19 protein-coding genes and 2 pseudogenes are annotated in these 24,866 nt (G+C 70.0%); 11 read left to right on the forward strand and 10 right to left on the reverse strand.

Annotated elements, in window-relative coordinates; translation table 11 throughout:
* Window positions 1–1,586 precede the first annotated feature (1,586 nt).
* From IPN03_02875 to IPN03_02890, 4 genes are all read left to right on the forward strand, one after another.
* Window positions 1,587–1,745 (forward strand): hypothetical protein, encoded by a 159-nt coding sequence (locus IPN03_02875; protein MBK9372692.1) that lies wholly within the window; start codon window positions 1,587–1,589, stop codon window positions 1,743–1,745.
* Between the two features lie 311 nt (window positions 1,746–2,056).
* Window positions 2,057–2,413, forward strand: coding sequence for a hypothetical protein (locus IPN03_02880; GenBank protein ID MBK9372693.1), 357 nt, complete (start codon window positions 2,057–2,059; stop codon window positions 2,411–2,413).
* Window positions 2,414–2,570: 157 nt separating this feature from the next.
* Window positions 2,571–6,206, forward strand: a complete 3,636-nt coding sequence (locus IPN03_02885; GenBank protein ID MBK9372694.1) for a phosphoenolpyruvate carboxylase — start codon at window positions 2,571–2,573, stop codon at window positions 6,204–6,206.
* Between the two features lie 45 nt (window positions 6,207–6,251).
* Window positions 6,252–7,280, forward strand: coding sequence for a hypothetical protein (locus IPN03_02890; GenBank protein MBK9372695.1), 1,029 nt, complete (start codon window positions 6,252–6,254; stop codon window positions 7,278–7,280).
* Between the two features lie 30 nt (window positions 7,281–7,310).
* On the opposite strand, the gene IPN03_02895 is transcribed toward IPN03_02890, so the two are convergent.
* Window positions 7,311–8,690: a decarboxylase gene (locus tag IPN03_02895; protein ID MBK9372696.1), complete on the reverse strand. Its 1,380-nt coding sequence runs from the start codon at window positions 8,688–8,690 to the stop codon at window positions 7,311–7,313.
* A gap of 166 nt (window positions 8,691–8,856) precedes the next feature.
* Between IPN03_02895 and IPN03_02900 the strand changes: the two genes are divergently transcribed.
* The 3 genes from IPN03_02900 to IPN03_02910 all read left to right on the forward strand — a co-directional run bounded on the left by IPN03_02900 (window position 8,857) and on the right by IPN03_02910 (window position 12,651).
* Window positions 8,857–9,198 (forward strand): PAS domain-containing protein, encoded by a 342-nt coding sequence (locus IPN03_02900; GenBank protein MBK9372697.1) that lies wholly within the window; start codon window positions 8,857–8,859, stop codon window positions 9,196–9,198.
* A gap of 110 nt (window positions 9,199–9,308) precedes the next feature.
* Window positions 9,309–11,186: a glycerophosphoryl diester phosphodiesterase membrane domain-containing protein gene (locus tag IPN03_02905; GenBank protein ID MBK9372698.1), complete on the forward strand. Its 1,878-nt coding sequence runs from the start codon at window positions 9,309–9,311 to the stop codon at window positions 11,184–11,186.
* Between the two features lie 25 nt (window positions 11,187–11,211).
* Window positions 11,212–12,651: an esterase-like activity of phytase family protein gene (locus IPN03_02910; GenBank protein MBK9372699.1), complete on the forward strand. Its 1,440-nt coding sequence runs from the start codon at window positions 11,212–11,214 to the stop codon at window positions 12,649–12,651.
* A 50-nt stretch (window positions 12,652–12,701) separates the two neighbouring features.
* Here IPN03_02910 and IPN03_02915 read toward each other — a convergent pair whose 3' ends face one another.
* The 4 genes from IPN03_02915 to IPN03_02930 form a co-directional block, all read right to left on the reverse strand.
* On the reverse strand, window positions 12,702–14,225 hold the full coding sequence (locus IPN03_02915; GenBank protein ID MBK9372700.1) for an aromatic amino acid lyase: 1,524 nt from the start codon (window positions 14,223–14,225) through the stop codon (window positions 12,702–12,704).
* Window positions 14,226–14,346: 121 nt separating this feature from the next.
* Window positions 14,347–15,159 carry a hypothetical protein gene (locus IPN03_02920; GenBank protein ID MBK9372701.1) on the reverse strand — a complete coding sequence of 271 codons (813 nt, stop codon included), beginning with the start codon at window positions 15,157–15,159 and terminating at the stop codon, window positions 14,347–14,349.
* A gap of 37 nt (window positions 15,160–15,196) precedes the next feature.
* Entirely contained in the window at window positions 15,197–15,724 is a 528-nt protein-coding gene (locus tag IPN03_02925; GenBank protein MBK9372702.1) for a hypothetical protein, read from the reverse strand.
* The gene (locus tag IPN03_02930) at window positions 15,634–16,836 is read right to left on the reverse strand and encodes a tryptophan 7-halogenase (GenBank protein ID MBK9372703.1); all 1,203 of its coding nucleotides are present in this window, start codon (window positions 16,834–16,836) and stop codon (window positions 15,634–15,636) included. Before IPN03_02930 ends, IPN03_02925 begins: the two co-directional genes overlap by 91 nt.
* A 398-nt stretch (window positions 16,837–17,234) precedes the next feature.
* Between IPN03_02930 and IPN03_02935 the strand changes: the two genes are divergently transcribed.
* The 4 genes and pseudogenes from IPN03_02935 (at window position 17,235) to IPN03_02950 (ending at window position 19,721) form a co-directional block, all read left to right on the forward strand.
* The gene (locus IPN03_02935; GenBank protein MBK9372704.1) at window positions 17,235–17,849 is read left to right on the forward strand and encodes a hypothetical protein; all 615 of its coding nucleotides are present in this window, start codon (window positions 17,235–17,237) and stop codon (window positions 17,847–17,849) included.
* A 676-nt stretch (window positions 17,850–18,525) separates the two neighbouring features.
* Window positions 18,526–19,071, forward strand: a complete 546-nt coding sequence (locus tag IPN03_02940; GenBank protein MBK9372705.1) for a hypothetical protein — start codon at window positions 18,526–18,528, stop codon at window positions 19,069–19,071.
* Complete coding sequence (locus IPN03_02945) at window positions 19,038–19,244, forward strand: hypothetical protein (GenBank protein ID MBK9372706.1); 207 nt, start codon at window positions 19,038–19,040, stop codon at window positions 19,242–19,244. The genes IPN03_02940 and IPN03_02945 overlap by 34 nt, the downstream gene beginning before the upstream one ends.
* Window positions 19,245–19,444: 200 nt before the next feature.
* Window positions 19,445–19,721 (forward strand): annotated as a pseudogene (locus tag IPN03_02950) (RNA-binding protein).
* A 956-nt stretch (window positions 19,722–20,677) separates the two neighbouring features.
* Here the strand turns inward: IPN03_02950 and IPN03_02955 are convergent.
* The 5 genes and pseudogenes from IPN03_02955 to IPN03_02975 form a co-directional block, all read right to left on the reverse strand.
* Window positions 20,678–21,739 (reverse strand): hypothetical protein, encoded by a 1,062-nt coding sequence (locus tag IPN03_02955; GenBank protein MBK9372707.1) that lies wholly within the window; start codon window positions 21,737–21,739, stop codon window positions 20,678–20,680.
* A gap of 140 nt (window positions 21,740–21,879) precedes the next feature.
* Entirely contained in the window at window positions 21,880–22,203 is a 324-nt protein-coding gene (locus tag IPN03_02960; GenBank protein ID MBK9372708.1) for a winged helix-turn-helix transcriptional regulator, read from the reverse strand.
* Window positions 22,204–22,266: 63 nt separating this feature from the next.
* Window positions 22,267–23,062: pseudogene (locus tag IPN03_02965) on the reverse strand (outer membrane lipoprotein-sorting protein).
* The gene (locus IPN03_02970) at window positions 23,055–23,684 is read right to left on the reverse strand and encodes an FtsX-like permease family protein (GenBank protein ID MBK9372709.1); all 630 of its coding nucleotides are present in this window, start codon (window positions 23,682–23,684) and stop codon (window positions 23,055–23,057) included. The pseudogene IPN03_02965 and the gene IPN03_02970 overlap by 8 nt, the downstream one beginning before the upstream one ends.
* Entirely contained in the window at window positions 23,617–23,979 is a 363-nt protein-coding gene (locus IPN03_02975) for a hypothetical protein (protein MBK9372710.1), read from the reverse strand. Before IPN03_02975 ends, IPN03_02970 begins: the two co-directional genes overlap by 68 nt.
* Between the last annotated feature and the right edge of the window lie 887 nt (window positions 23,980–24,866).

The following is a 24,866-nucleotide window of genomic DNA, read 5'->3' on the forward strand; positions in this document are numbered from 1 at the left end:
CCCGCCCTGCCTCATCGCCAGGATCAACTACGCGGCGACGTCGTACTTCTTTTCCACGTCGCCCGGACCCGCGGGTCCCCGCCATCGCGGCCTCGCCCCATCTCCCTCGTGACGCTCGTCATCTTCCTGTCGTTCTGGAAGCCGAAGACCATCTGGCACTTCGACCGACCACGACATCACGGCGACCAGCCAGCAGAGAAAGCGGTACTCCTTCAGCGAGATCTTCAGAAGCGAAAGCAAAGTCGCGGAATTCGATCCTGAAGTGGCGTCGCGAAGATCGGGAACGCCGCCTTAGAACCTGATCCTCGGGACTTAGGTGGCTCGTCGCCTTACATGCCCGCACTGGCCCGGCCTGGACGGTGTCGTCACGGAAGAGCCGCCCCGATCAGGGCGATAGAGCCTTTACGGCCGCAGCGACTAAGTGGGAGTTCTTCACGCTCCGGCGGCGATGCTCTCTCCGCCCTCCATCGCGATGGCGATCCTCCAGGTCAGCTCCGTCACGAGCCTCCGGGTGTTTCCAGCTGACCTTTGAAACGGCTCCTTTTCTCGCTCGTCACCCTCGCCTCAGTCATCAGTCTCCCAGGTTCCTCACCGAACTACTCTCTGGGGATGTCATTCCACTCAGTCTGTTCCTTCCGCTTCACCCTATGAGCAGGCGTTTTGCGATCTTCTCCCCGGTCATCGGCTGGCTTCGCGTCTTCCACCGACCGGGTCAATTCCGTCCTCAGCCGACCCTCTTACGAGAAGCTGCGGCGGGTGACGGTTGGAATTACCTCCAGCACCGGGCCTTCCATCCTGACGACTTCCCCAACCATTCTCTTCCCAGCGGGGTCATGGGCAGCTGATCTCGCCCCAGTCCACTTCCTTAGTAGCACGAAGTGCTGCCACCACGGGTCTGTTGGGAAGCAGGACAGGACATCTTCATGGGGACAATTCCGCTGCTCCTATGGTCCTTCTCAGGATCCATCCACATCCTCGTCAATGCTGCCTGCCGGCCATACATCCTGTCCGGCATCCTTAAGCCCATCATCCCAGCAGGATGACAGCATCACCACCATTGAGCTTATAACACCCGAGCAATGGGAGGAAACCGGAGCCCAACCACAGGGCGGCGATTCCAAGGGGCCTGGTCGACTCGGGGCCAGCGTCGCCTGGGTCCTTCTCTGTTGCCGCCAAGCCACTACCACGCCCACCGCGCCTGCGAGCGAAGCGGCATCGACAGCGACACCGTCGCCTTACCACGACTGCCGCGCGCACCGCCCCAGTAAGTCGAGGACCGCGGTGAAAGGGATGACGATCGGTGCCACTTCCCACTCCAGTGACCGGCAGGATCATCATCGTCACGGGAGGCGCGGCGGGATCACACCGCATCCGGCATCCTGGATCCCGTGGTGACGAGGCGCTCGCCCCACGTCTGCCGCGCAGGATCATCCACGACACGAGGGGCTCTCGAAGGGAGAACCCTCGAAGTACCTTTCCATCTTACCCCACCTCCCCCGGGGACCGACATCAACTGGATCTGACGAGCCCTCGCGCCGCGTGCAAACGTCCTCCGCAGCGCCGGGCGGAGCGAGAAGGGAGCCGCCTTGATCAACGAAACGCTCACGATGATCCCGGGACCGTCACCGGTCCACACCCGCATCCTCCATGCGCTGGCCCAGCCGACCACCTCCCACGTGGCACCCTCCTTCGTCGAGGAGTTCCCCGGGACCGTCCCCCGCTCGAGGCCTACCTCGAGGCCCTGAAGGACGGCCGGAGCTCGTCATCCTCGACGGCGTCCGCGACGGGCGGGGTCGAGGAGAAGTTCGACGCCTGGAAGCTGGACGTCCCTCTCACCGGACCTCAGAAGGCGATCGCGCCCCTCCCGGGTGTCGCCCTCTTGCCTCTTCTCCGAGAAGGCCATGGCGCACCGGAAGGCGCGCACCTCCGCCCCGCCTACTACGCCGACGTGATGCGCTGGCTGCCCCGTCATGCTGGACCCCGGAAGCACTACTCGACGCCGTGCGTGAACGAGATCCGTCGCGCTCGCCGAGGCGCTGAATGGTCCACGCGGAGGGTGTTTCCACCCGCTGCGCGCGTCACGCGGGGAACGCCCGGCTTCCGGGCCGGACTCGAGGCGCTCGGCCTGAAGCTCTTCACCGACGCCGGCTGCCGTGCCGACACGCTCTCGGTGGTCCTGCTCCCCGAGGGGGTCGCCGACGCCGCGTTCCGCAAGGAGGTTGCCGGCAGGGGCGCCGTCCTCGCCGGCGGTCTCGGCCCGATCGCCGGCAAGGCCTTCCGCCTCGGTCACATGGGAAACATCAGCGCCGCCGAAGTGGTCGCGGTCCTCGGGGCGATCGAGGGAAGCCTCGCCGCCCTCGGTGTTTCCATCACCCCGGGCGCCGCGGTCGCGGCCGCCGCCCCGCACTTCTGATCCGTCGGCCAGGCCCCCGCTCGGGGGCCTGGCCCGCCGGGGGGGTGGGGTCGGGTCTTCACTTCTGCCCTGCCGGCGGCACGGCCGTGGCCAGGGGTGCATTCCCGGCCTGGTTTCGTGCAGACTCCCGCCGCACCGCAGCGTGCCGGATGATCGAATGGGGATCCCCCATCCGTGGAGCATTCAGGGAGGACCGTGCCGTGAAGAAGAACGAGCCGACGACGAAGCCCGCTTCTCCCAGTCCGTCCGCAGGCGGCCTCTCCCTGCGCGCCCTCTCCACCCCCGAGCCGTTCGTCCGCCTCTTCGCGCGGCGCGTCCAGCAGGAGGGCGCCCTCGACCTGACGCAGGGCGACTACAAGAACGCCGACTTCGCGCCGCACCCGGAGGTCGTGAGGGCCGCCCAGCGGATCACGCGGAACACGGTCCACAGTTACGGCCCCGCGGTCGGCCGGATGGACGTGCGGAGCGAGGTCGCCGACTTCTTCAATCGCGACGGCCTCCTGGACTACCCCCGCATCGCAGGTGCGCTTCCCTCCCGGACGAGGTCCTCTTCACGCCCGGCACGCGCTCCGGCCTCGCGATGGTCCTCGAGGTCCTCGGGGCCGACGGCTCGGGCGTCGTCGTTCCGCGGCCGAGCTGGGAGTACGACTGGTACGTCGAACGCGCCGGCAAGAAGCTGGTGGAGCTCCCGACCTCCGCGCCCGGGTTCCTCCCCGACCCGAAGGACCTCGACCGCCTCCTCTCGAAGGGGGGCATCTCCTCCGTCATCCTGAACAACCCGCACAACCCGACCGGTCGCGTCTACCCGCGCGCCCTCGTGGAAGAGCTCGTCCGGGTCGCGGTGAAGCATCGTTGCTACGTCCTCTACGACTCCGTCTACCAGCGGCTCGACTACGTCGGCTGGTTCGTGAACCCCGCCTTCGCCGAGCCCGAGTGGCGCGACTGGGTCGTCTCGCTGTCGGGCCTGTCCAAAATGGACATGTTCGGCGCCTCCACCGGTGCCCGCGCCTGCTGGATGGTGATCTCCGACCAGATCCGCGCGGGCGGCGTGCGGGCCCGCGAGATCCTCGCGAACCTCTCGGCCTGGCTCGTCGCCACGCCCTCGACGCTCGCCCAGGACTGGGCTCTCGCCGCCCTGCAGAGCCCTCTGGCGGTTCTCCGGCGACCGTCTCCCTACATGCGCGAGCGACGCGACTTCATGGCGAAGGCCGCCGACGAGCTGGCCCCGCTCGGCGTCGAGCGGACCGATTTCGGAGGCACGTTCTACGCCCCCCTCGCCTTCCCGGGCCTCGTCGGCGAGCCGTTCGACCGGCTCCGCGGCGGCATCCACGAGAGGGCCGTCGTGAAGGACTCGGTGGACGCCTTCGAGCTCCTCCTCTCCGGCGGCGTCGGTGGAATACCGTTCATTGCTTTCGCCGGCTCCGACGCGTCCCGCTACGGGACGTGGCAGCGGCTCTCGTACGGCTCGAAGGACGTGAAGGAGCTCTCGGTCTTCATCGACCGCGTCCGCGCGCGGATCACGAAGCAGGGACGCCTCGGATCGAGCGCTCCCGCGCCGTCCGGCGCGGCCGCCCGTACGTCCCTCGACGCGATCTGGGAGAGCGTCTGTACCGCCGACGGCTACGACGCCCTCGACGGTCTCGACCCGAAGGCGTTCGCCGAGGCACGGAAGACGTTCCTCGCGAACCCGCGGCGCGAGACGCTCCGCCTGACGGGAACGAAGCACCCCGACGCGACGACCCATCGCGCCGAGCAGCTCGAGAGAGCGCTCCACGCGGCCCCGGCCGGAACGCCCGGCCGGGCGAAGCTCGCGCTGAAGCACCTCGAGTGGAACCCCCTCGTGGAGGCGAAGCCGGAATACGAGGAGACGATCACCGACCTCCTCGGGCCCTGCAGCGAGGTCCTCCTCGATTTCGAAGGGCGTCAGATCAGCCCCGAATGGCTCGACCTGCCCGAGAGGGTCGTCCTCGCGCTCCTGCGCGAGGGAATCGTCCCGGGCGAGGACCGCCACCTCCTCTTCCGCGTTCCGAACCCCTTCATCGAGCAGGACGAGGAGAAGATCGTCCGGATTCTCGGCTCGGTCGCCCGCGCGAACGTCCTCTTCCACCTCGCCTGCGAGAAGGTGGGAATCACCCCCGTCCAGAACGCGCTTCCCGAGATCACCGTCCCCCAGGTGAACTCGATCGCCGAGATCGGGGCCGTCATCAAGATCGGGACGCTCTACCGGGCGGCGATCGCCGGGCTCTTCGAAGCGGCGGACGGGCACGCCGACGTCTTTCTCGGGAAGAAGGTTCCCGAGACGCTCCGGGCCGCGCTCGTCGAGAAGATCTCCCGGGTCCGGCTCGTTCCGCTCTGCGAGAACGTCGGCGCCCTCGCGCACCTCCCCGAGTTTCTCGAGGCGTTCTATCTCGCGCTCGAGCGCGGACACGGCCTCCCCGGCCTCCCGACGGCCAGCGTCTTCGGGACCCGCTTCGACCGCGAGGAGGCCGTCGTCCGCGTCTTCGTGGCGATGTCGGACACGGCCGAGCAGAGCGGCAAGATCGCGACGGACGCGGCCTGCACGCTCGCCCTCGCCGGGCGGGAGGAGGCCGAACGCCGCCTCGCCGCCCTCGCGAAGAAGGCCGGGGAGCCGGCGCCGCGCGTCACCTTCCTGATCGGCGCCGGACGCGCGGGGTTCCGGGGCGGGTTCGACCCGAATCACCCCGGCGTCGTCCGCCAGTTCTCGCGCGCCGACGGCGTCACGATGCAGGGAATCCGTGCCGACGCCCCTGCCGAGGCCGCGCGCCTCGCCGCGGCGTTTCGGGCTGCCGTCGCCTCCGGGGGCTTCGCACCCGTCGTGTCGTCCGCCGACCACGACGCGCTCATGCGGCTCCTGGAAGCGGGGGTGAAGGCGCACACCGAGACTCTCCTGCGCATCGCCCCGCTCCTCGCCCCCTTCGGCGGGCTCGTGCCGCAGACGCGCGTGCGCATCCGCGCGACCGGCTCGGTGAACTACGGCCGGTCGATTCCGACCTATCCCGAGGAGTGGGGCGGCGGCGCGACCCTGCCCGATAACCGTGACCTGCGCGACGCGTGGCCAGAGGGGGTCACCCTCCCGCGCGCCATCGTCTACAACCTCGGGTGCACGACGCTCGGCCTTCCTGCGGTGACGAGCGACCTCGTCGCTCTCGACCGGCGTGCGGCGGTCCTCCTCGAGAGGCACGTCCCTGGCTACCGCGAGATCATCGCCACCGAGCTCCCCTGCTTCGTCAGGGAGTCGGCGGCGCTCGTCTTCGGGAAGAAGCTGGCCGAGACCACGGCCCGCCGCTGCCTGCGGGCCTCGGCGGCGCTCTGGGTGGACGCGCGGACGCGCGAGGACCTCGTCCTGCCGACCTGCCTCTTCGCCATGGAGTACCTCCGCTGGCTCGCCGAGGACGCGGAGAGCTGGGACGAGACGAAGGAGCACGAGAGCCGGACGACGCGGGAGGAGGAGCTGATCCGCGAGACGTCGAGCGGGTCGTTCGCGGCGCTCTGCGCCGAGCCCCCCGGCGATCGCTGGACGGTGCTGCAAGGGCTCGTCGACGCCGAGGATGCGACCCGCCTCCTCCTCGCCCGCGAGCTGACGATCGAAGAGAAGAGGGAGTTCGTCGACCTGCGGATCGAGGGCTGGCTCCGGTCGCTCCCCGAGGCTCTCTCGCGCGCGCTGCGGCGGGAGTGGACGCGCCTGCGCGAGCTCGGCAAGGACGACCTCGAGCTCGACACCATCGAGCGGCTCGTCGCGCTCGAGAAGCTGCGCGGGAGCCGCGGGGCGTAGGTATCCTGTCCGGCCGCGAGAGATCGCGGGGGAGAGGCAGACGACGTGAAGATGACGTTCCTGGACCGCCTCCGAGGGCTGGTGCGGTTCGCCGCGCGCCACCAGGGCGTCTTCTGGACTCTCCACAGCCTCTGGGCGCTCGGCTGGGGCATCGCGTTCCTCGCCGTCGGGGCCACGCGACCGCAGCTCCTCCGGTTCGGCCTCGTCTCGGTGGGCGTCGTCTGGCTGACGAGCCTCGTCCTGCCCGCGGTCCTGGCCAGCTCGTGGATTCCCGAAGAGCGGGAAGGAGCGGCCCGCAAGCTCGTCCTCTGGGGGCAGAAGTACCTGCTGCAGGCGCTCGCCTTCTTCCTTCTTCCGCTCTACCACGGCAGCGCGACGTACCCCTCCCGGCAGATCCTCTTCATGGTGTGCCTCGTCCTCGCCGCCCTGGCGGCGACGATCGACGTCGTCTACGACGAGTTCGTCGCGCGGCACCGGCCCCTCTTCGGGGTGTTCCTCGCGTTCATCGCCTTCGCCTGCGTGAACATCACGCTCCCGATGGCCTGGCAGGTCGGCGGCGTCTGGAACCTCGCGGCAAGCGGTGCTCTCGCGACGGCGGTGTTCGTCTCCTTCGTCGCGCGGCACGAAGAGGGGCACCCTTTCCGCACGGCCGTCCGCACCGCGGGCGTGGGCCTCCTCTTCCTCGCCCTCGTCACGCTGGGTCGCCCGGCCGTACCGCCCGCCCCGCTGAAGCTCGCCACGGTCCACTTCGGCACCCGGCTCGCGGAGAACGGTCGCGACGTCGCCACGCCGCTCGCCTTCCTCCCGGCCGGCGTTCCCGTGCGCCTGATGGCCGTCGCCGCGATCCGTGCCCCTGCCGGCCTCCGGGAGGGAGTGCGGCACGTCTGGTCCGTCGACGGGACCGTCGTCCGGGAAGGCCGCCTGATCGAGATCACCGGTGGCCGGGGCCTGGGCTTCCGCTCGCGGTCCGGTGCGTCCTTCCCCGCCCTCCGCCCTGGTCAGCGCGTCCGTCTCGACGTGGAGACCGCGCACGGGCAGCTCATCGGAAGGGCCGAGCTTGGGGTCAGGTCTTGATTTTCTATTCTGGGTGAGGCGTCGCCGCCGTCACGTCTCGGCGATCGCCGCGCGGATGTCCTCGAGACCTTCGTCGAGCCGCTCGAGATGCGTCCGGAACGAGAGGACGCAGATCCTCAGGACGAAGGAGCCGCCGAGGACCGTCCCCGAAATGTGGATGCGCTGCCGCGCGTTCACCCTCGCGATCAGGTCCCGGTTCAGGCGGTCCAGCGCCTCCGCGTCGAGGCCCGGCTGCACGAGCCGGAACGCCACGATCGACAGCTGCGGCCCGGCGACGATCTCGATCCCCGGCATCGCCGCGAGCTCCCGCGCAGCGTGGAGCGCGAGGTCGAGCTTCTCGTCGAGGCTCGCGCGAAACGCGCCGAGACCGTGCAGCTTGATCGGCAGCCAGACGCGCAGGCCCCGGAAGGCCCGCGAGAGCTCCGGCGAGATCTCGCAGATGTCGACGAAGCCCGGGTCCTCCTGCATGTGCGGCAGGTAGTCGGCGCCGGCGGCGTGGGCACGTCGCAGGGCCGCGGCGTCGCGCACGAGGAGCGCCCCGGTGCCGTACGGGAGAAAGAGGCCCTTGTGAGGATCGAGGACGACGGAGTCGGCCCGCTCGATCCCTGCCATCGCCTTCCGGCCCCGTTCCGTCAGCAGGAAGAAGCCCCCGTAGGCCCCGTCGACGTGGAACCAGAGTCGCTCCCGCGAGCAGAGGTCGGCGAGAGCGCGGAGGTCGTCGACGGCCCCCGTGTTCGTCGTGCCCGCGTTCCCGCAGACGAAGAACGGCGTCAGGCCGGCTGCCCTGTCCGCGGCGATCCGCTCGGCGAGGAGTTCGACGCGGACCCGGAACCGCTCGTCCCACGGAATCGCACGGACGTTGTCCGCCGGGAATCCCGCCAGAGAAGCGGCCTTCGTCACGGCGTGGTGCGTCTGGCCGGATACGTAGAGCGTCCCCTTCAGGAAGTCGGCCGGGAGCTTCTCCCGCCGGGCGGCGACGACGGCCGTGAAGGTGGCGAGCGAGCCCCCCGTTGCCAGGTACCCGCCGCTCCCCGCGGGGAGCCCCGCGAGGCCGCAGAGCCAGCGCACGACGTTCGTCTCGAGCTGGACGAGCGCCGGCGCCGCCTGCCAGACGCCGACGTAACGATTCGTGGCATCGGAGATCAGGTCCGCGACGGCAGCCGCGAAGACGCCGCCGCCCGGGATGTAGGCGAGATACCCGGGCCCCGCCGTGTTGAAGCTCTTCGGGATCGCGCGGTCGAAAAGAAGATCGAGGATCTCCCCTGCCGGCGCCCCCCTCTCCGGAGCCTCCGGCTCGCTGAGCTCCCGGGCCAGCTCCTCGGCCCCCTCCACGTCGGCCGCCGGCTGCGACGGCAGCGAAGCCACGTGCGCGATCAACCTCTCGCCCGCCGCTTCGAGGAGCGCCCTCATCTCGGGGACCGAGAGCTCGAGGGAGGAGTCGACGGCCTTCTTCATGCGCCGCGACGATACCCCTCCGCCTGGGGTCAGGTCTTGATTTTCTATTATGTACGGGCAGGCGTCAGGCATGATCGACGCTCCGCGTCCGGCCCGGTCGACGGGCCGAGAGAGGAACGTGATGGAAGAAGGCGCCTGGGTGAAGGAACTGAAGGCTGCGATCACGGTGTGCGACCGCAGCGGCGTGGCCCTCGAGATGAACGACCGGGCCGCCGAAACCCACGAGAAGGACGGGGGGCGCGAGCTGCTCGGGAAGAGCCTCCTCGACTGCCACCCCGAGCGCGCGAGGGAGATCTTCGAGGAGCTGCTGAAGACCGGCGGGACGAACGTCTACACGATCGAGAAGGCCGGCGTGAAGAAGCTCATCTACCAGGCGCCGTGGTACGAGGGCGGCGAGTACAGGGGGATCGTCGAGCTCTCTCTGCCGGTCCCGTTCGAGATTCCCCACTTCGTGAGGAGCTGAGGGCCGGGCCGCCGGATTGCCGATTCCCGACGTTTCCGACCCCTCCCCGCCTGCGCCCCGATAATCGTCCGGGACCCCCACGTCCAGCCGGACTCTCGAAGGATGCAGACATGCTGAAGACGACCCGCGCGGTCCTGGCCGCGGCCTTTCGGGACCTCGCCCTCTCCTGGAGAGAGCTGGCGGTCGCCGACCTCGCATGGAGGGCGGCCGCGTTCTCGGCGTTGACGCCGGGAACGCTGCTGCTCTTCCGCTGGGTCGTCTCGCGGCAGGGCGGAGGCGTCGTCGCGGACACCGAGATCGCGACCGTCCTCCTCACGACGCCCCAGGGCATCCTCGCGATCGTCCTCGGAGGTGCCGTCCTCGCCGGGATCACGGCGCTCGAGGTGAGCGGCCTCATGGCGATCGGCTTCGCCGCCGCCGAGGGGAAGAGGCTCGACGCCCGTCGCGCCGTCTTCTTCGCCGTGTCGCGCGCCCCGCGTGTGCTCCTCCTGACGGCGCACATGCTCTTGCGCGTGCTCCTCGGCGTCCTCCCCTTCGCAGCGGGGGGAGGGCTCGTCTACTTCGTACTCCTCCGGAGTCACGACATCAATTTCTACCTCTCGCGAAAGCCCCCCGCCTTCTGGGCGGCCGCCGTCCTCGTCGGGCTCCTCGCGGCCGCGTTCGTCTTCGTCCTCGTCCGCACAGTGGCCCGCTGGGCGTTCGCCCTGCCGATCGTCCTCTTCGAGGACGGAACCTCCCGGAGCGCCCTCGCAGAGAGCCGCCGCCGGTCGACCGGGGACCGGCCCGTCATCCTCGCGACGTTCGCGGCGTGGCTCGCGATCGCCGCAGTCGTTCTCACCGTCGCGACCCGACTTCCGACCGCGGTCGGCCGGGGCTTGGCGCCTCACGTCGCAGACTCGCTCGCCGGCATCGTCTCGTTCGTCGCGGGACTCGCGGCCTTCTGGGTCCTCCTCGCTCTCGCGGCCGGGATCTTCAACGCGTCCGTCTTCTCTCTCCTCCTGCTCCGTCTCTATCTGCGCGTCGGCGAGCCGCGGACCCCGCGCGCACCGGGCGTCACGGCCGAGGAGGCGCCCGCCGTCTCCCGACAGGCCCGGCGCCGCGTCCTCGGCGCGACGGCCGCGGTCGCCGTCCTCGCGGTGATCGGTGTCGTTCTCTTCGTGGCGGCACCGGCCCGGAAGAGTCAGCCGGTCGCGGTCATCGCGCATCGCGGCGCCTCGGTCGAGGCGCCGGAGAACACGCTCGCCGCGTTCCGGCTCGCCGTCGACCAGGAGACCGACTACGTCGAGCTGGACGTCCAGGAGTCGAAGGACGGCGAGGTCCTCGTCGTCCACGACAGCGACCTCATGAAGCTCGGCGGCGACGCGGCGAAGGTCTGGGAGGCCGACGCGGCGTATCTCCGCTCGGTCGACATCGGCAGCCGCGTCGGGCCGCAGTTTGCCGCCGAGCGCGTGCCGACGCTCGCCGAGGCGCTCGCCGTCTGCAAGGGGCGCTCGAAGGTCATCGTCGAGCTGAAGCAGTACGGCCACGGCGTGCGCCTCGAGGAGAAGGTCGTCGGGATCGTCGAGGCGGCCGGGATGGCGGACGACTGCGTCTTCATGTCGCTCGACCACGTGATGGTGAAGACGATGAAGGCGCTGCGGCCCGCGTGGCGGACCGGCGTCCTCGCCGCGAAGGCGATCGGCGACCTGACCCGGCTCGGTGCCGATTTCGTCGCCGTCGAGAAGAAGATGGCGACGAGCCGCTTCGTGCGTCACGCCCACCGGGCCGGGCAGGAGGTCTACGTCTGGACCGTGGACGACCCGGCCTGGATGCTCACGATGATGAGCCGTGGCGTCGACGGGCTCATCACGAACAAGCCCGCGCTCGCCCGCCTCGCCATCGCGCGCCGCGCCGAGATGAGCGAGGCGCAGCGGATCCTCGTCGCGCTCCTCATCCGGCTCGGCGCGCCCCCGGAGAACCTGCTTTCCGGAGAGGACTTGAGGCCGTGACCTCGACACGGCCGGGAGGCTGCGGATGAAGCGTCGCTCTCACCTCGTCGTCGTCCTCGTCCTCGCCGTTTCGGCGGCGCCCGGCGCGCGCGCCGCCGAGCCGCAGGCCCGGCTCGTCGCCCGGAGCGTCCTCCCTTCCGGCACGTTCCGGGACGGCTCGCCGGCGTCCGGGGCCTTCTTCTCGGAGACCGAGCGCGCGACCGCGGCCTCCAACGGGGTGCGCGGCCCGGCCGCGGGACCCCACCTCGCCGCCCAACCGGTCCAGGGCTTCTCGAGCATGGTGCCGGCCGAGCTCGGAACGTGGTGGGCGCTCGCGGACAACGGCTACGCCTGGCGGCCGAACTCGGCCGACTTCCAGCTGGTCTTCTACAGGGTCGATCCCCGCTGGAACGACCCCGCCGGCCCGAGGATCGACGGTACCGTCGTCCTCAGCGACCCTGACCGCCGCCTCTCCTGGACGATCGCGTGCGACCCGAAGAGGGGAACGCCGCTTCCGCCCTTCTCCTACAACGCGCTCCCGCCGCCCCCGGCGGCGTGCGGCGCCGACCCTTCGGCGAGGATCCTGACCGGTTTCGATCTCGACCCGGAGTCGTTCGTCCGCGCGCCCGACGGGACCTTCTGGGTGAGCGAAGAGTTCGGCCCGTTCCTCCTCCACGTCGCGGCGAACGGACGCATCCTCGAGGCCCCGATCGAGCTTCCAGGGGTGAGGTCGCCGCAGAACCCGTTCCTGAAGATCGCAGACCGCGAGCACGCCGAGCGCCCGAACCTCGCCGCGAGCCGAGGCCCCGAGGGCCTCGCCATCAGCCCCGACGGCGGCACGCTCTACGCGCTCCTCGAGGGCGCCGTGATCGGGGACGATCCCCGCGACCTCAGGATCTACGTCTACGACGTCGCGAAGCGCGCCTTCGCGCCCGGCTTCCTTCGCGTGCGCCTCGAGATGCCGAGCCAGGCCGTGAACCTGGCGGCCCTCGTCGACGCCTCGGGCTCCCGCGTCTACCCGGACGCCGCCGCCCCGGCCGCCGGGCCGGTCTCGATCGGCGAGCTGAAGGCGGTGAACGGACGCCAGCTCCTCATGATCGAGCGCGACAACCACGGTGACGACCTCGCGGCTCCGCGGTTCAAGAAGATCTTCCTCCTGGACCTGACGCAGGCGTCTTCCAACGACGGCACCGTCGGGAAAGCCCTCCTCGCAGACCTTCTCGCGATTCCGGATCCGTCGGGCGCCGGGAGCGACGGTGACTTCTTCCGCCTCCCGTTCTACACGATCGAGTCGGTTCACGTCGTCGACCGGCAGACGCTCCTCGTCGCCTCCGACAACAACTTTCCCTTCTCGAACGGACGCGCGCGCAGCCGGAGCCAGGACCGTCGTGGTCCGCTCGCCGCGGACGACACCGAGATGGTCCTCGTGAGGCTCGGGACGCCTCTCGACGCGGACCCGCGCCTCTTCCCTCCTGCCGCAAGGTAGCGGCCGGCGACGCGCAGAGTGTAGATTGTAGACCTGACCCCGCGCCCCGGTCAGCCGAGGAGCCCGACCTCCTTCTCGACCTCCTCGAGGACGCGGCAGGACCGAACGAGCTCCTTCATCCGGGTGTGGTCCGGGTAAAGGGGACGGTCGACGTCGAGGTGGTCGACGACGGACCTCACGACCCGCCGTGCGGCCGAAACGCCCCGTCCCGGCGTGAACTCGCGGAAGTCGAGCGCCTGCGCCGCGGCCATCATCTCGATCCCGAGGATTCCGTACGCGTTGTCGAGGATCTGCCCGTTCTTGATGGCGGTGTTCATCCCCATCGAGACGAAGTCCTCCTGGTCGGCCGCCGCGGGGATCGACTGAATCGACGCCGGCATCGACAGGATCCTCTGCTCGACGATGAGCGTGTCGGCGGTGTACTGGCTGAGCATCAGGCCGGAGTACATCCCGGCCCCCTTCGTGAGGAACGCGGGGAGGCCGACGGAGAGGGCCGGGTGGTTGAGCCGGTTCAGGCGCCTCTCGGAGAGGACCGAGACCATCGTCACCGCGGCGCCGATCATGTCCATCGGGAGGGATACGGGCGTCCCCTGGAAGTTCGCCCCCGTGAGCGTGAGGCGTTCCTCGGGGAGGAAGATCGGGTTGTCGCCGACGCCGTTCAGCTCCGTCTCGACCTGGACGCGCGCGTAAGCCACCGCGTCGTGCGCAGCGCCGATCACCTGCGGCGTCGAGCGCATCGAGTAGGCGTCCTGGACCTTCGTCTTCAGCTTGCCGGTGAGCAGGTCGCTCCCCCCGGCGCATCTCATGATCGCCTTCGCGGAGCGGATCGCCCCGGCGAACCCGCGCAGCTGGTGGAGGCGCACGTCGTAGGGCTTGAAGTTCGCGAAGAGAGCCTCGAGCGACATGGCGCAGGCGATCTCGGCCTGCTTCAGCCATCGGTCGATGTCGTAGAGATGGATCGCGCTCATCGCGGTGAGGAGGTTCGATCCGTTGATCGTGGCGAGACCGTCGCGGGCCATGAGGCCGGGGACCGGGATTCCCGCCTTCTCCATCGCGACCTTCCCGGGAAGGCGCTCGCCCCGGTACGTCGCTTCCCCCTCGCCCAGCAGCAGGAGCGCGACCTGCGACATCGGCGCAAGGTCGCCGCAGGCGCCGACGGAGCCCTTCTGGCAGACGACGGGCGTGACGCCCCTGTTCAGCATCTCCACGAGCGTCTGGGTGATGACGGGGCGGCAGCCCGAGTTGCCGTGCGCGTGGACGTTGATGCGCCCCGCCATCGCGCCCCTCACGTACTCCTCGGGCGCCGGATCGCCGATGCCGGCCGCGTGGTTGTAGATGAGATACCGCTGGAAGTCCTTGACCTGATCGTCGGTCAGGACGACCTCGGAGAACTCGCCGATCCCCGTGTTGACGCCGTACATGATCTCGTGGGCGTCGATCTTCTCCTCGAGGACGGCACGGCAGGCGCGGATCCTCGCGAGGGCCTCGGGGGCGAGCTCGACCTTCTCTCCGTGGCGCGCGATGCGAACGAGGTCCGGGACCGTCAGCGACGTGCCGTTCAGGACGATGGCCATGAGGCGACTCCCCTCGCGCCGGCGCGCTCGTCGCCCGCCGGGCCAACGGGAATTATGCGTCGGGACGGGGAGGGGAAGCGCGTTCGATCAGGGAGCCGCGGCCGCCCGGTCCAGGTGCGGCTCAGCGCGCGGCGCGCAGCGGGACGTCGGGCCGGGCGCTGCGGTAGTTCGAGAACTCGAAGCGGATCTCGCGACGGACGCCGAGGAACATCCCCGCCGTCGCCGTGATCCCGATCTCCTCGCGGCACGGGGCCCAGGTGCCGGGAAGCACCTCGCGGCTCTCGTAGACGAGCCGCACGCCCTTCAGGTCGAGCAAAGCGCCCCCGAGGACCTTCACCGGGGTCGTCAGGTGCCCGTCGATCTTCCTCAACTGGTGCTCCGCGACGTCGATCCACGTCGTGCCGGCGAAGGCGTTCAGGACGCGGTCGCGGATCGTCTTCGACACGAGGCCCGGCTTCGGTCCGAAGGCGATGACGTGCGTGGCGCGCCCGTCGAGCAGCTCCTCGCCGACGTACCGGAACTGGAGCCGGTGCAGGAGGTCGAGGAGCGGAACGCGCCCCGACATCAGCTCCTCCTCGTCGGACCGGGCGCCGTTCGCCTCGAGCGACGCGAGCCGTCGCTTCTCGTCCTCCTTGCGCGACTTCGCTCTCTCTTCTGCGGTCGCTTCGCGGCCGTCCACCTCGAGGAGCTCGCGCGAGACGACCCCGCGCCTGTCCATCACGACGGTGTAGCGCCTTCGCTCGGGCGTCTTCCGTCGACCTTCCCCGTCGAGCTCGGTCTCCACCTCGACCCGCTCCAGGGTGATGCGTCCCGCGGCCAGCTCTCCCTCGCGCTGCCTCGCGGCGGCTTCGAGGACGAGGGCGTCGACGTCCCAGGCTCGGGCGGGGGCCGCGCTCAGCAGAAGCGCGCACGCGGCGCCCAGAGCAGCGGGCACCCACCCCTGCCGAACCCGCTTCAAAGGCCTTCTCGCGTCATCCGCGCGCCGCTGCCTCGAGGCCGGGGCCAGCGGCCTCGGCGCGGCGCGGGGGCAGGATCGGCTGCGGACCTTCGAGCGGCTTCGGCTTCCAGAGGTACGTCAGCGCATTCGCGGCTTCCGCCTTCGCCCAGCGCGCGAGGCCGTGCGCGAGCATGACGAGGATCGAGCTCCTCACCGAGAAGCCGACGAAGCCGGGCCGCCGTCCCGCGTTGTGGTTTCCGTATATGCCGAGAGCCTTCTTCCGCTTCGCGATCGAAATCAGCCTTCCCTGGTAGAAGCGCATCGGGTAGAGGCCGATCTCGGCGCCCTCGCCGTAGTAAGGGGGTATGCCGATTCTCTCGGCCGACCAGCGGTAGACGGGCTTCACGGCGACGAGGTAATAGAGTGCGGTGTCCATCAGGAACGCCGTCGTCATGGTGTCGTAGTCGCCCATCAGGTGGTACTTGTCGCGGTAGATCGCCTCGTAGAAATAGCGGAAGAAGCGGCCGTACCCCTTGTTGTGGACCGCGTACTCCTTCTCCATCTCCGCCGCGGGGTCCCGGCGAGCGCCTTCAGGATCAGGTCCACGCGCATGTGGACGGAGAAGCTCATCTGGTCGAGGCCGGGCGAGTAGAACGGGTCGAGGAACCCGCCCGCGTCGCCGACACAGGTCCAGCCCGGCGCGATGAACGTGTCGAGGAAATACGGCAACGTTCCGAGGTACCGGCAGTCCCCCTCGACCGGCTCGGCGTGCTCGAGCATCTCCCGCGTGAGCGGGTTCGCGTTCAGGAAGTGCGTCAGCTTCTCGAGCGGCGTCGCCCCCTCGGGCTGGACGAGGCGCGTGTCCCAGACGAGGCCGACGCTCGTCTCCCCGCCGCGCAGCGGGATGAACCAGATCCAGTAGCCCCAGCCCGTGAAGTGGTTCGTGGCGAGTCGCCTCGAGGCGATGACTCCGCGGACGAACGGGTCGGCCGGGTCGGTGCCCACGACCTCGGTGCCGTCGAGGTCCTTCACGTTCCGGTACCGGACCCAGATCGACGACGTCGGGTGCCCCTCGACCGGCCTGATCCCGCCGCGCTTCCTCGCGAGGAGAGCCTGCCGCCCGGTGGCATCGACGACCCACTTCGCGCGGACGGTCACCTTCGTCCCGTCCGCTTTCTCGACCGTGACTGCGTTACCCGCCTCCCCTTCGAGAGTGAAGTCGACGACTTTCGCGGGCCTCCAGACCTCGCTCCCTTCCGAGGCCGCCACTTTCAGGACGTGCTCGTCGAGGACGGCGCGATCGAGCTGGAAGCCGGGCGTCCGCGCGAGCTGCGTCGACCCCACCTCCGAGGCCTCGCGCAGGCGCGTGACCTTCTCGTTGTGGAACCAGTAGCGAAACGCCTGCTTGCCGAGGTGCTCGCGGCTCAGGTGGTCGTAGAGCTTGAGGACCCGCGTGAGGAAGTAGGCCGAGATCTCGACCGTCGACTCCCCCACCTTCCAGTCGAAGGCCTCGGACTTCTCCACCACGAGGACGCGCAGGCCCGGGCTGCGTCGCCGAAGGAGGATGGCCGTGGCCGCGCCGGCGAGGGCACCGCCGATGACGACGACATCGTAGTTTTCGGTCTCGCCCGAAGCGGTCTGTCCACCAACGAGGACCTTTTCCGTCCCGATCATGGGGGAATGATATTGGAAACCTCCTCCGCGACAACTGGACGCCGAACCTCGTGATGCAGAGGCAGTTGCGACCTCCCCGGCGCGAACGCCGAGCTGGCCGCTCGCTGGATTGTGGCTAGAATCGACCCCAACAAGGGGGAAGACATGAGAACGACCATCACACTCCTGGCGCTCCTGCTCGCGCCCCCGGTCACGGCGGAAGAGATCACCGTCGACAAGATCCTCGCCGCGCACAGCTTTGGCGTCGGCAGAGAACATCCTCGCGAAGGTCAACGACCCGGGGAACACGGTCTCCGCCGTGACGCCTTCGGACGCCGACAAGCTCCGCAACGCCGGTGTTCCCGAGAGCGTCGTCTCGGCGCTCCTCGCGAATTCCGCCGGCCGCGCCCGCGCCGGCCGTGGCCTCGCCGGCCACGCTCTCCTCCGGCACCCAGCCCGACAACCCGAGAGCCGTGGACGTCGTCAAGGCCGTCCAGGCCGGGACCTCCGAGAAGCTCATCGTCGACCAGCTCATGCAGAAGGGCGTGGAGCAGCGCCCCTCGCTGAACGACCTGATCTACCTGAAGGAGAACAAGGTCCCCGAGGGCGTCATCCGCGCGCTCATGGATGCTCCCCTCGTCGCCGCCGGGACGGGCACCGGCCGGTCGAGCGGTCCGGCACCCGTGCCGTCGTCGATCGAGGTCGACGGTCTCGTCCGCAAGACCAGCCTCTGGTCGAAGAACCGCGGCGGGAAGCTCGTCCTGAAGGCCGACAAGATCGAGTGGCTGGACGGGACGAACCAGGCGGACAGCTTCGAGATGTTCCCGGCCGGCCTCAAGGCCGTGCGCACGGAGTGCCTCGCCAAGCCGGAGGGAAAGTTCTGCCACGAGGTCGAGCTCCAGATGGCGAAAGGTTCGGACTTCGCTTTCACCGACGCGAAGTCGGAGGTCGGCGGGAACGAGTCGATCAAGGCGCTGCTGAACGCCGTGAAGGCCCTCTACCCGAAGCTTCCGATCGTCGAGAAGGTGAAGTAGCCGCGGCATCGCTCCAGGCGGAATCCCCGAGGGCCGGTCGGCACGCGCCGTCCGGCCCTTTCCGTCGCCGGAAACACGAGGCTCGGTCTTCTCGTATCCCTTGCCATGACACACGATCTCCCCCCCGGGGGGCCGTCGAGCCGTAACCGGACGACCTTCGCCGGGACGATGCGCCGCGCCTTCGTGCCCGGCGCTTTCGCCCTCGCCGCCCTCCTCGGATCGACGGCCCTCGCGACCGGCCCCGCAGGGCAGAAGACCGTACCGCCGAACACGGGAACCCCCGCCCGCGAGCAGGGCGGCGACAGGCGGAGCGGGTCGGAGTGGTTCGATCGCGGGATGGAGCTCCACGAGGACGAGCGGTGGGACGCGGCCATCGATGCGTTCCGCAAGGCGATCGAGGCCGGCTACCGCGAAGAGGTCGCCACCTTCAACATCGCCTGCGCCAGGGCCCGAAAGGGAGAGAAGGACCTCGCCTTCGAGTGGCTCGACAAGGCGATGCAGGGGGGCTTCGACGTTCACGGACACCTCGACGACTCCGACCTCGACGGGCTCCATTCCGATCCCCGCTGGACGGAGCTCAAGAGGAAGGCGCGAGAGGCACGGGCCGGCCGCGACCTGGCGAAGGTCCGCCGGACGGCCGAACGCTTCGACCTCCTCGTCACCCGCACCCCGCCGGATGGTCGCGCCCTCTACGACGTGGCCGGGACCTCTCCGGTACGCCGACTACGACCGCGCGGCCCGTGCGTTCGTCGCCGCCGCCCAGGCGGGAGTCCGGGAGGGAACGTCCCTCTACAACGCGGCCTGCGCCCGGGCGCTCGCGAGCCAGAAGGCGGAGGCGATGGACCTTCTCCAGCGCGCCCTCGACGCCGGCTTCGACGACCCCGACCACCTCCGCGAGGACGACGACCTCGACGGCCTCCGCGCCGAACCGCGCTTCCAGCAGCTCTTGAGGGACGCCGAGGAGCTCACCCTCGACGGCTTCCCGAGCCTCGGGGCCCGGCTGCTCCGGTCGCAGATGGTCGCGGAAGGGGAGGAGGCGACGACCCGCTTCGAGAGCTACCTGAAGCGCCACCCCGGCAGCGGCCGCGGCTGGTCCAACCTCGGGTACGCGAGCCTCGCCGCGGAAAACGACCGGCAGGCCGCCCGGGCCTACCGAAAGGCTCTCGACCTCGGCTACCGGAAGCCACGATGTACAACCTCGCCTGCGCCCACGCGCGCCTGAAGGAAAAGGACGCGGCGTTCGCGTGGCTCGACAAGGCCATCGAGGCAGGGTTCAGCTCGTATCGCCGGATCGAGGACGACGACGACCTCTTCAACCTCCGCCGGGACCCGCGTTTCGGGAAGGCCGTCGCCAGAGCGAAGGACATCTCCGAGAAAGGCGCACCTGAGCCGTAAGTTCGACCCCAGACCAGGCCGGCGCGGGAAGCGTGGTACTCTTCTCGTCGCAAGGTCTCTCTCCGTCTCCTCGCTCGTTCCCGCTTACGAGATCGATGGCGCGGCACAGCGTACCAAGCAAGCCCCGTCGGTCACGCTCTTAGTCTCCACCCCCTCGAACCCGGCCGTCCCAGGACGGCCGCTCACTGCAAGGACTCCAGATGAAGCTTTACGTTGGAAACCTCTCCTACAACACCACGGACTCCACCTCAACGAACTCTTCTCGCCCTACGGCCAGGTCGAGTCGGCCCGCGTCATCACGGACCGCGACACCGGCTCCTCGAAGGGCTTCGGCTTCGTCGAGATGTCGAACTCCGACGCGCAGAAGGCGATGGGCGCCTCAACGGCCGCGAGATCGACGGCCGCGCCATCCGCGTGAACGAGGCCAAGCCGCAGGAGAGCCGGACCGGCGGCGGCGGCGGACGCGGCCGCTACTAGCCCGACAGTTCCACAAACCACTGACCTAACGTCAGCGGGGGTTCCGGGCTCGGCCTGGACCCCCCGTTTTCGTAGGTCGCCCAGGAAGAAGCGGAGCATGACCACCACCATCTGGGTCCTTCTCGCCCTCGCCGTCGCGGGGGTGGCCTCCGTACGTCCTCAAGCACCGGACGAAGCGCGAATCCGACAGGAAGGCGCACGCCGAGAAGAAGGCGACGACCGCCCGGAACGACGCCCAGGCCATCCAGCGCACGCTCGACGGAAGGCGCTGAGCGGTCTCCCTCTCGCGGGCACGGCTGCGCGAGGCCGGCCCCCTACGTCATCCTGAGGAGTGACGCCCTCTTCCTCTCGTACTCTTCGCCCAGCCCGAGGCCCAGCGCCACGTCGCACAGGCGGGAGCGCCTCCTCGAACTCCCCGCGGTCGCTCCTCAGGGCGATGCCGCGCTCGAGGAATCGCAGCTCGCCGAGTTCCTTCGTGAAGCGGCGGCCCAGGTCCCTTCTCGCGATCTCGAGGTAGCTCTCCGCCATCTCCAGGGCCTCGAGCGCGGCGTCTTCGTCCTCGGCGTCGGCCGCCAGCAGGGCGTACGCGAAGAACTTCACGCCGTTCGGGAGCGAGTCCGACGACGCGATCGCGCGGGCCACGTACTTGCCCCCCTCGTTCTTCAGCGAGGGCTTCCCGGTGCCCCGGGAGGAGGTCGTCGAGGCGCTCCTCGGGGCTCTTGCGGCAGGGCTCGATCCGTTTTCGCCATGGCGCACAGGGTACGGGAGAGGCCGACGGTATTGCGAGCCCCGGCGGCAGCCGGATGCGCGGCCCCGATCACCAGGCCAGCGAATCGCCGTCCTCACCCGACGCAGCTCCGGTCGCGACCCGAACGGTCCGTACCTCGAGCCGTAGGGGGAGGTCGGCGCCGAGGGTGAGGGCGAGCGCGTCCGTCGCGCCCACGAGACCTCGCCTTTCACGAGGCCGTCGCCGTGGCGAAGGCCCTGCGTCCAGACGGCGCGCCAGCTTCCCCACCTCTCCGTCCGCTGCCAGATCGCGAGGAAGGCCGGGAGGATGGCCCTGTCGAAGAGGAGGAGCGGGTCGACGGGCGTGCCGCGCGCATTCGCGGCGAGCGTGAGGAGGAGAGTTCCGTCGCCGAAGGCCCGCTCCGGCGCCCACGGTCCAGACGAGCGCGTCGCCGAGCCGGGATCGTCCGAGAAGAGGGCCGCCCCTCGGCGCGGAGGACCCACGCGCCGGGACGCGCGAGAGCTCTGACGCCGGCGTCTTCCCGGGCGTAGCGGCGGTCGGCCGGAAGGGCGACCGCGTCGCCGTCGAGGAAGGCGCTGTCGGGTCGCGGCGTCAGGAGCGGTGCCGGGCGGATGCCGGTGCGCCCCCAGGCGCCGACGTCCCAGTCGCCGAACGTCGCGAGGAGGCGGAGGGCGCCCCATCCCGTGCGCGGGAGGTCGTTCTCACCGTCGACGAGGACGACGGGAAGGCCCGCGACGGTGGAATCGACCGGCGCGAAGCGGGGCGAGGAGACGGGAACGCGCCACGGCGTTCCGAGCGGGACGAAGACGCCGTCGAAGCGGAGCGTGCCGGCCTGGCCGCGGGAGCGAAGGCCCCAGAGCGGGAGCTTCTCGTCCGCGAACGGGTCGGTCAGATCACGCGGCAGGAAGGCGTCGGCGGGCGAATAGCCGTCGGTCTTGCCCCACCCAAGGAGGAAGCGCCCCGCCTCGACGTCGACGGTCGGCGCGACGCTCCACGAGAGCCACGCTTCGCGGAGGGAGATGGCGGTCCGGCGGAGGTCGCGATCGGCGAGGTCGAGGAAGAGGTCCCGGTCCCCGGTCGACAACACCTCGGTGCGCAGCGTGGCGGAGAGTCGCAGCGACGCAGCGACCCTCTGCTCGACGGTCCCCTGCGCGGTCGCCCAGCCGACGACCCAGGGGTCGCGCTCCGAGGCGCGGTCCGCGTAGGCGAATCCCCGGGTCTCGACGAAGCCGCTCCAGGTCTGGGAAGCGGCCGTTCCGGAGCCAGCCATCACGGCTACGGCCAGGAGGGCGCCGAGCGCTCCTGGTCTCGCCCGGCGACCCCTTGATCTCGACGCGACGGGCTTGCGCTCGGCCCGAGCCCGCTTCGGGCTGCTCGCGGTCTCCTCGAGGCTGGAGGCCGCCGAGAGTCTCACAGGGGCTTTCCCGTTCGGCGCGGCCTTCGCCGCAATTCCGCTACTGCTGCAGCTAGCTTCCGCTCCGCCTCCGCGAGCCGCCCGAGGTACGCGACGAGCTCGCGCAGCGCGAAGTAGCGTGGATCGATCTGCGTGAGGCGGGTGCGGCCAATCGTCCGCACGGCCACGAGTCCGTCACGCTCGAGGCTTCGGACCGCCTGCTGGACGGAGGAAAGGGAGACCCCGAGAAGCCGCGCGAGCTCGCGCGGGTAGCTTTCGTCGAGGAGCCTCAGCGCGACGAGGACCCGCGTCCGGGTCTCTCCGCCGAACGGAGAGGACATTGCGACCTTCATCGTAGGTCATTTGACCGCTATTCACGGTCATACGTCAAGGACGTGCCCTCTTCAGTCGCCCCCCTCCCGCACGAGGTTCTGGAGCGTGTGGCGCCCATCGGGCTGCTGCCGGTCGAAGGCGAGCTTCTCGAGGCGGATGACGGTCGTCGACCCTTTCCGAGGTCCTGCATCGTCATGCGGCGGGCCACGTGGCGGCCGTCGACGAGGGCGACGTCCTCGAGGAGGAGGCGCTTGCCCGGCTCCTTCTCGCCAGGGCGAAAGAGGTCCATCCGCACGAGGTAGAGGATGTCCTTGCGGAGGAAGAGGAGCTTCCTTTCGTAGAGGCTCTTCCCCGCGTCGGAGCGGGGCGGGCCTCGATGACGAAGCAGGGCTGCCCCGCGACGGCGTCTTCGGCGAGGAGCTTCACGTCGTACTTCTCGTGGTCGAGCTCCTCCAGGTCCTCGTAGTTGAAGTCGGTGCCGACGAACGAGGCGCTCCGGTCCTGCGCGGCGATGCGGCGCTCGCGCTTCATCGAAGGGAGGTAGAGCCACTGGTCGGGGTTCTTGCCGGGACGGGGGAGAGATAGGAAACCGACGCCCTTCACCTCGGGCGGCGCCGTAAAGCGAATCAGCATCTTAGAGTCGCCCGCGTAGCCGAGGCGATAGCTGCGCCAGCTCTTCCGGCGTTCCTTGCCGTCCTTCGACGTGACGACGAGGTCTCCCTCGCATTCCTGGCCTTCGTCCGGTGACGCGCCTCGGACTGGACGAGGAGCGACCGCGCCTCGTCGGCAACGGCGGGGCCGGGCGACGGCCGCGAGAAGGAAGGGGGCGGAGAGGAGTGCGGCGAGCCTGAGGCGGCGTCTACTCATACTCGAGGGCCTCCGTGACGGGCGTGCGCGCCGCCTGCCGGGCAGGGACCCACGCGGAGATGGCCGAGAGGATCGGCAGGGCGACGAGGAGCTGGCCCAGGAGGAGCCACGGCGTCTCGTGCGGGAGGCTCCACCCGGCAAACGCGACGGCGACGGTCTTCTCGACGAAGAGGGCGAGGAGCGTGCCGAGCGGCAGGGAGAGAACGAGGGCCGCCGCGGAGATCGCGAGCGCCTCGAGGGCGACGCTCTCTCCGGATCTGCCCGCCACGGCGCCGAGCGCCTTCAGGAGGCCGATCTCGCGTGTCCGTTCGACGACGGAGATCAGGAGGGAGTGACGATGCCGAGGACGCCGACGGCGAGGGCAAGGACGAGCGTCACCTGCATGAGGGGCGTAGAAGGCGTCGATCGCCTTCTCGACGTCCGCCACGAACTCCCGCTTCGTGGAGACGAGCGCGGGCATCCGCCCCTCCAGCTTCGTGCGGATGGCGTCGCGGACCCTGCCCGCGTCTGCTCCGCGCGCGAGGTTCACGTCGAAGACGTCGACCCTGTCGTCTTCAAATGCGGCAAGAAACGTCCGGCGGTCGACGAAGACCGTGCCGCGATCCGAGGTGTAGTCCTTCACGACGGCGGCGATCGGGAAGCGGACGGTCCCGCGCGCCCGGGCAGCTCGACGACGTCGTACGCCGCCCGTCGAACTTTCGCGCGAAGTTGTCGGAGACCGTGCAGGAGGCGCCGCGCCCCACCTCGCGACGGGCAATCTCCTCGCTCCCCTCGACCCAGTCGTGCCGGGTGCGGTCGAGCATCGCTTCCATCTCGATGGAGGCGAGGACGATCGTCTCCCCCCGGTAGTCGAGCCGCGGGGCCCGGTACGACTCGACGGAACGGACGCCCGGGACCGCCAGGAGGTCGTCCTTCACCTCGGGAGCGAAGCGGTAAGCCGGGGCGTGCGGAAGGCCGCCGAGGCGCGGACGTAGATGTCGGAGGTGAGGATGTCCTCATCCACCGTAACGAGCGTGGCCGTCGTCGCCCGATGTAGCCGCCGATCCCGACGGCGAACGTCAGGGCGAGCGTTTCGTCGCCGTCACCGTCCCTGCGCCCGGCGGGGACGAGAGGAGGGCGTCGGAGGCGCGAGGCGCCCCTGACACCGGAAAGAGGCGCGACGAAAGTGGCGCCCTGAGCGCGAGGAGGCGGTGCGAGATCGGCCGACGAGCAGAGCGCGGAGAACGCCCCGAGCGCGACGATCGCCAGATCATCGGCATCCCGGCGACCGGGGGCCGCGCGCCGAAGGCGACGGTCGCCGCCAGGAGGGCGAGTCCTGCGGCGACGCGCCGGCCGCTCCAGGCCCCCTCCCGCCTGGTGGACCCTTTGCGAAGGCTTCCCGTCGGCGAGACGGCCGCGGCGGCACGCGACGGTGCGAAACGCACCGACGAGCGATGCGGAGAAGGCCGAGGGCGAGCCCCCGGAGGACGAGCGCAGCGGTGAGGCGCGCCTCGGGAAGAGGCGGTAACGCCGTAAACCTGCTCGGCCCCCCGCCGCATGACGTCGAGCGCGGCGCGGTGAGGCCAGACCTCGCGAGGACGCGCGCCGAGGGACCGGAACCGACGAGACCGAGGGCGAGCGCCTCGAGGGAGGAAGAGCGCCCGACCTGCCGGGGCGTGGCACCGAGCGCGCGGAGAGTGCCGATGTCGCGGCGCGATTACGGTTCACGGCCACGCTGAAGGCGTTGTAGATCAGAACGCCCCTGTGCCGAGGGCGAAGCCGCTCGTCACGTCGAAGCCGGCGGCGAAGTTCGCGACGAGCTTCT

It is taken from the genome of Holophagales bacterium, assembly GCA_016719485.1.
In the GTDB taxonomy this organism is placed as follows: Bacteria; Acidobacteriota; Thermoanaerobaculia; order UBA5066; family UBA5066; genus UBA5066.

Excerpts from the sequence above, each read along its gene's own strand:
- IPN03_02885 (MBK9372694.1), top strand. The coding sequence starts at position 2,571 with ATGGGGATCCCCCATCCGTGGAGCATTCAGGGAGGACCGTGCCGTGAA.
- IPN03_02895 (MBK9372696.1), bottom strand. The coding sequence starts at position 8,690 with ATGAGGGCGCTCCTCGAAGCGGCGGGCGAGAGGTTGATCGCGCACGTG.
- IPN03_02900 (MBK9372697.1), top strand. The coding sequence starts at position 8,857 with ATGGAAGAAGGCGCCTGGGTGAAGGAACTGAAGGCTGCGATCACGGTG.
- IPN03_02905 (MBK9372698.1), top strand. The coding sequence starts at position 9,309 with ATGCTGAAGACGACCCGCGCGGTCCTGGCCGCGGCCTTTCGGGACCTC.
- IPN03_02910 (MBK9372699.1), top strand. The coding sequence starts at position 11,212 with ATGAAGCGTCGCTCTCACCTCGTCGTCGTCCTCGTCCTCGCCGTTTCG.
- IPN03_02915 (MBK9372700.1), bottom strand. The coding sequence starts at position 14,225 with ATGGCCATCGTCCTGAACGGCACGTCGCTGACGGTCCCGGACCTCGTT.
- IPN03_02925 (MBK9372702.1), bottom strand. The coding sequence starts at position 15,724 with ATGGAGAAGGAGTACGCGGTCCACAACAAGGGGTACGGCCGCTTCTTC.
- IPN03_02930 (MBK9372703.1), bottom strand. The coding sequence starts at position 16,836 with ATGATCGGGACGGAAAAGGTCCTCGTTGGTGGACAGACCGCTTCGGGC.
- IPN03_02940 (MBK9372705.1), top strand. The coding sequence starts at position 18,526 with ATGGTCGCGCCCTCTACGACGTGGCCGGGACCTCTCCGGTACGCCGAC.
- IPN03_02945 (MBK9372706.1), top strand. The coding sequence starts at position 19,038 with ATGTACAACCTCGCCTGCGCCCACGCGCGCCTGAAGGAAAAGGACGCG.
- IPN03_02955 (MBK9372707.1), bottom strand. The coding sequence starts at position 21,739 with ATGGCTGGCTCCGGAACGGCCGCTTCCCAGACCTGGAGCGGCTTCGTC.
- IPN03_02960 (MBK9372708.1), bottom strand. The coding sequence starts at position 22,203 with ATGTCCTCTCCGTTCGGCGGAGAGACCCGGACGCGGGTCCTCGTCGCG.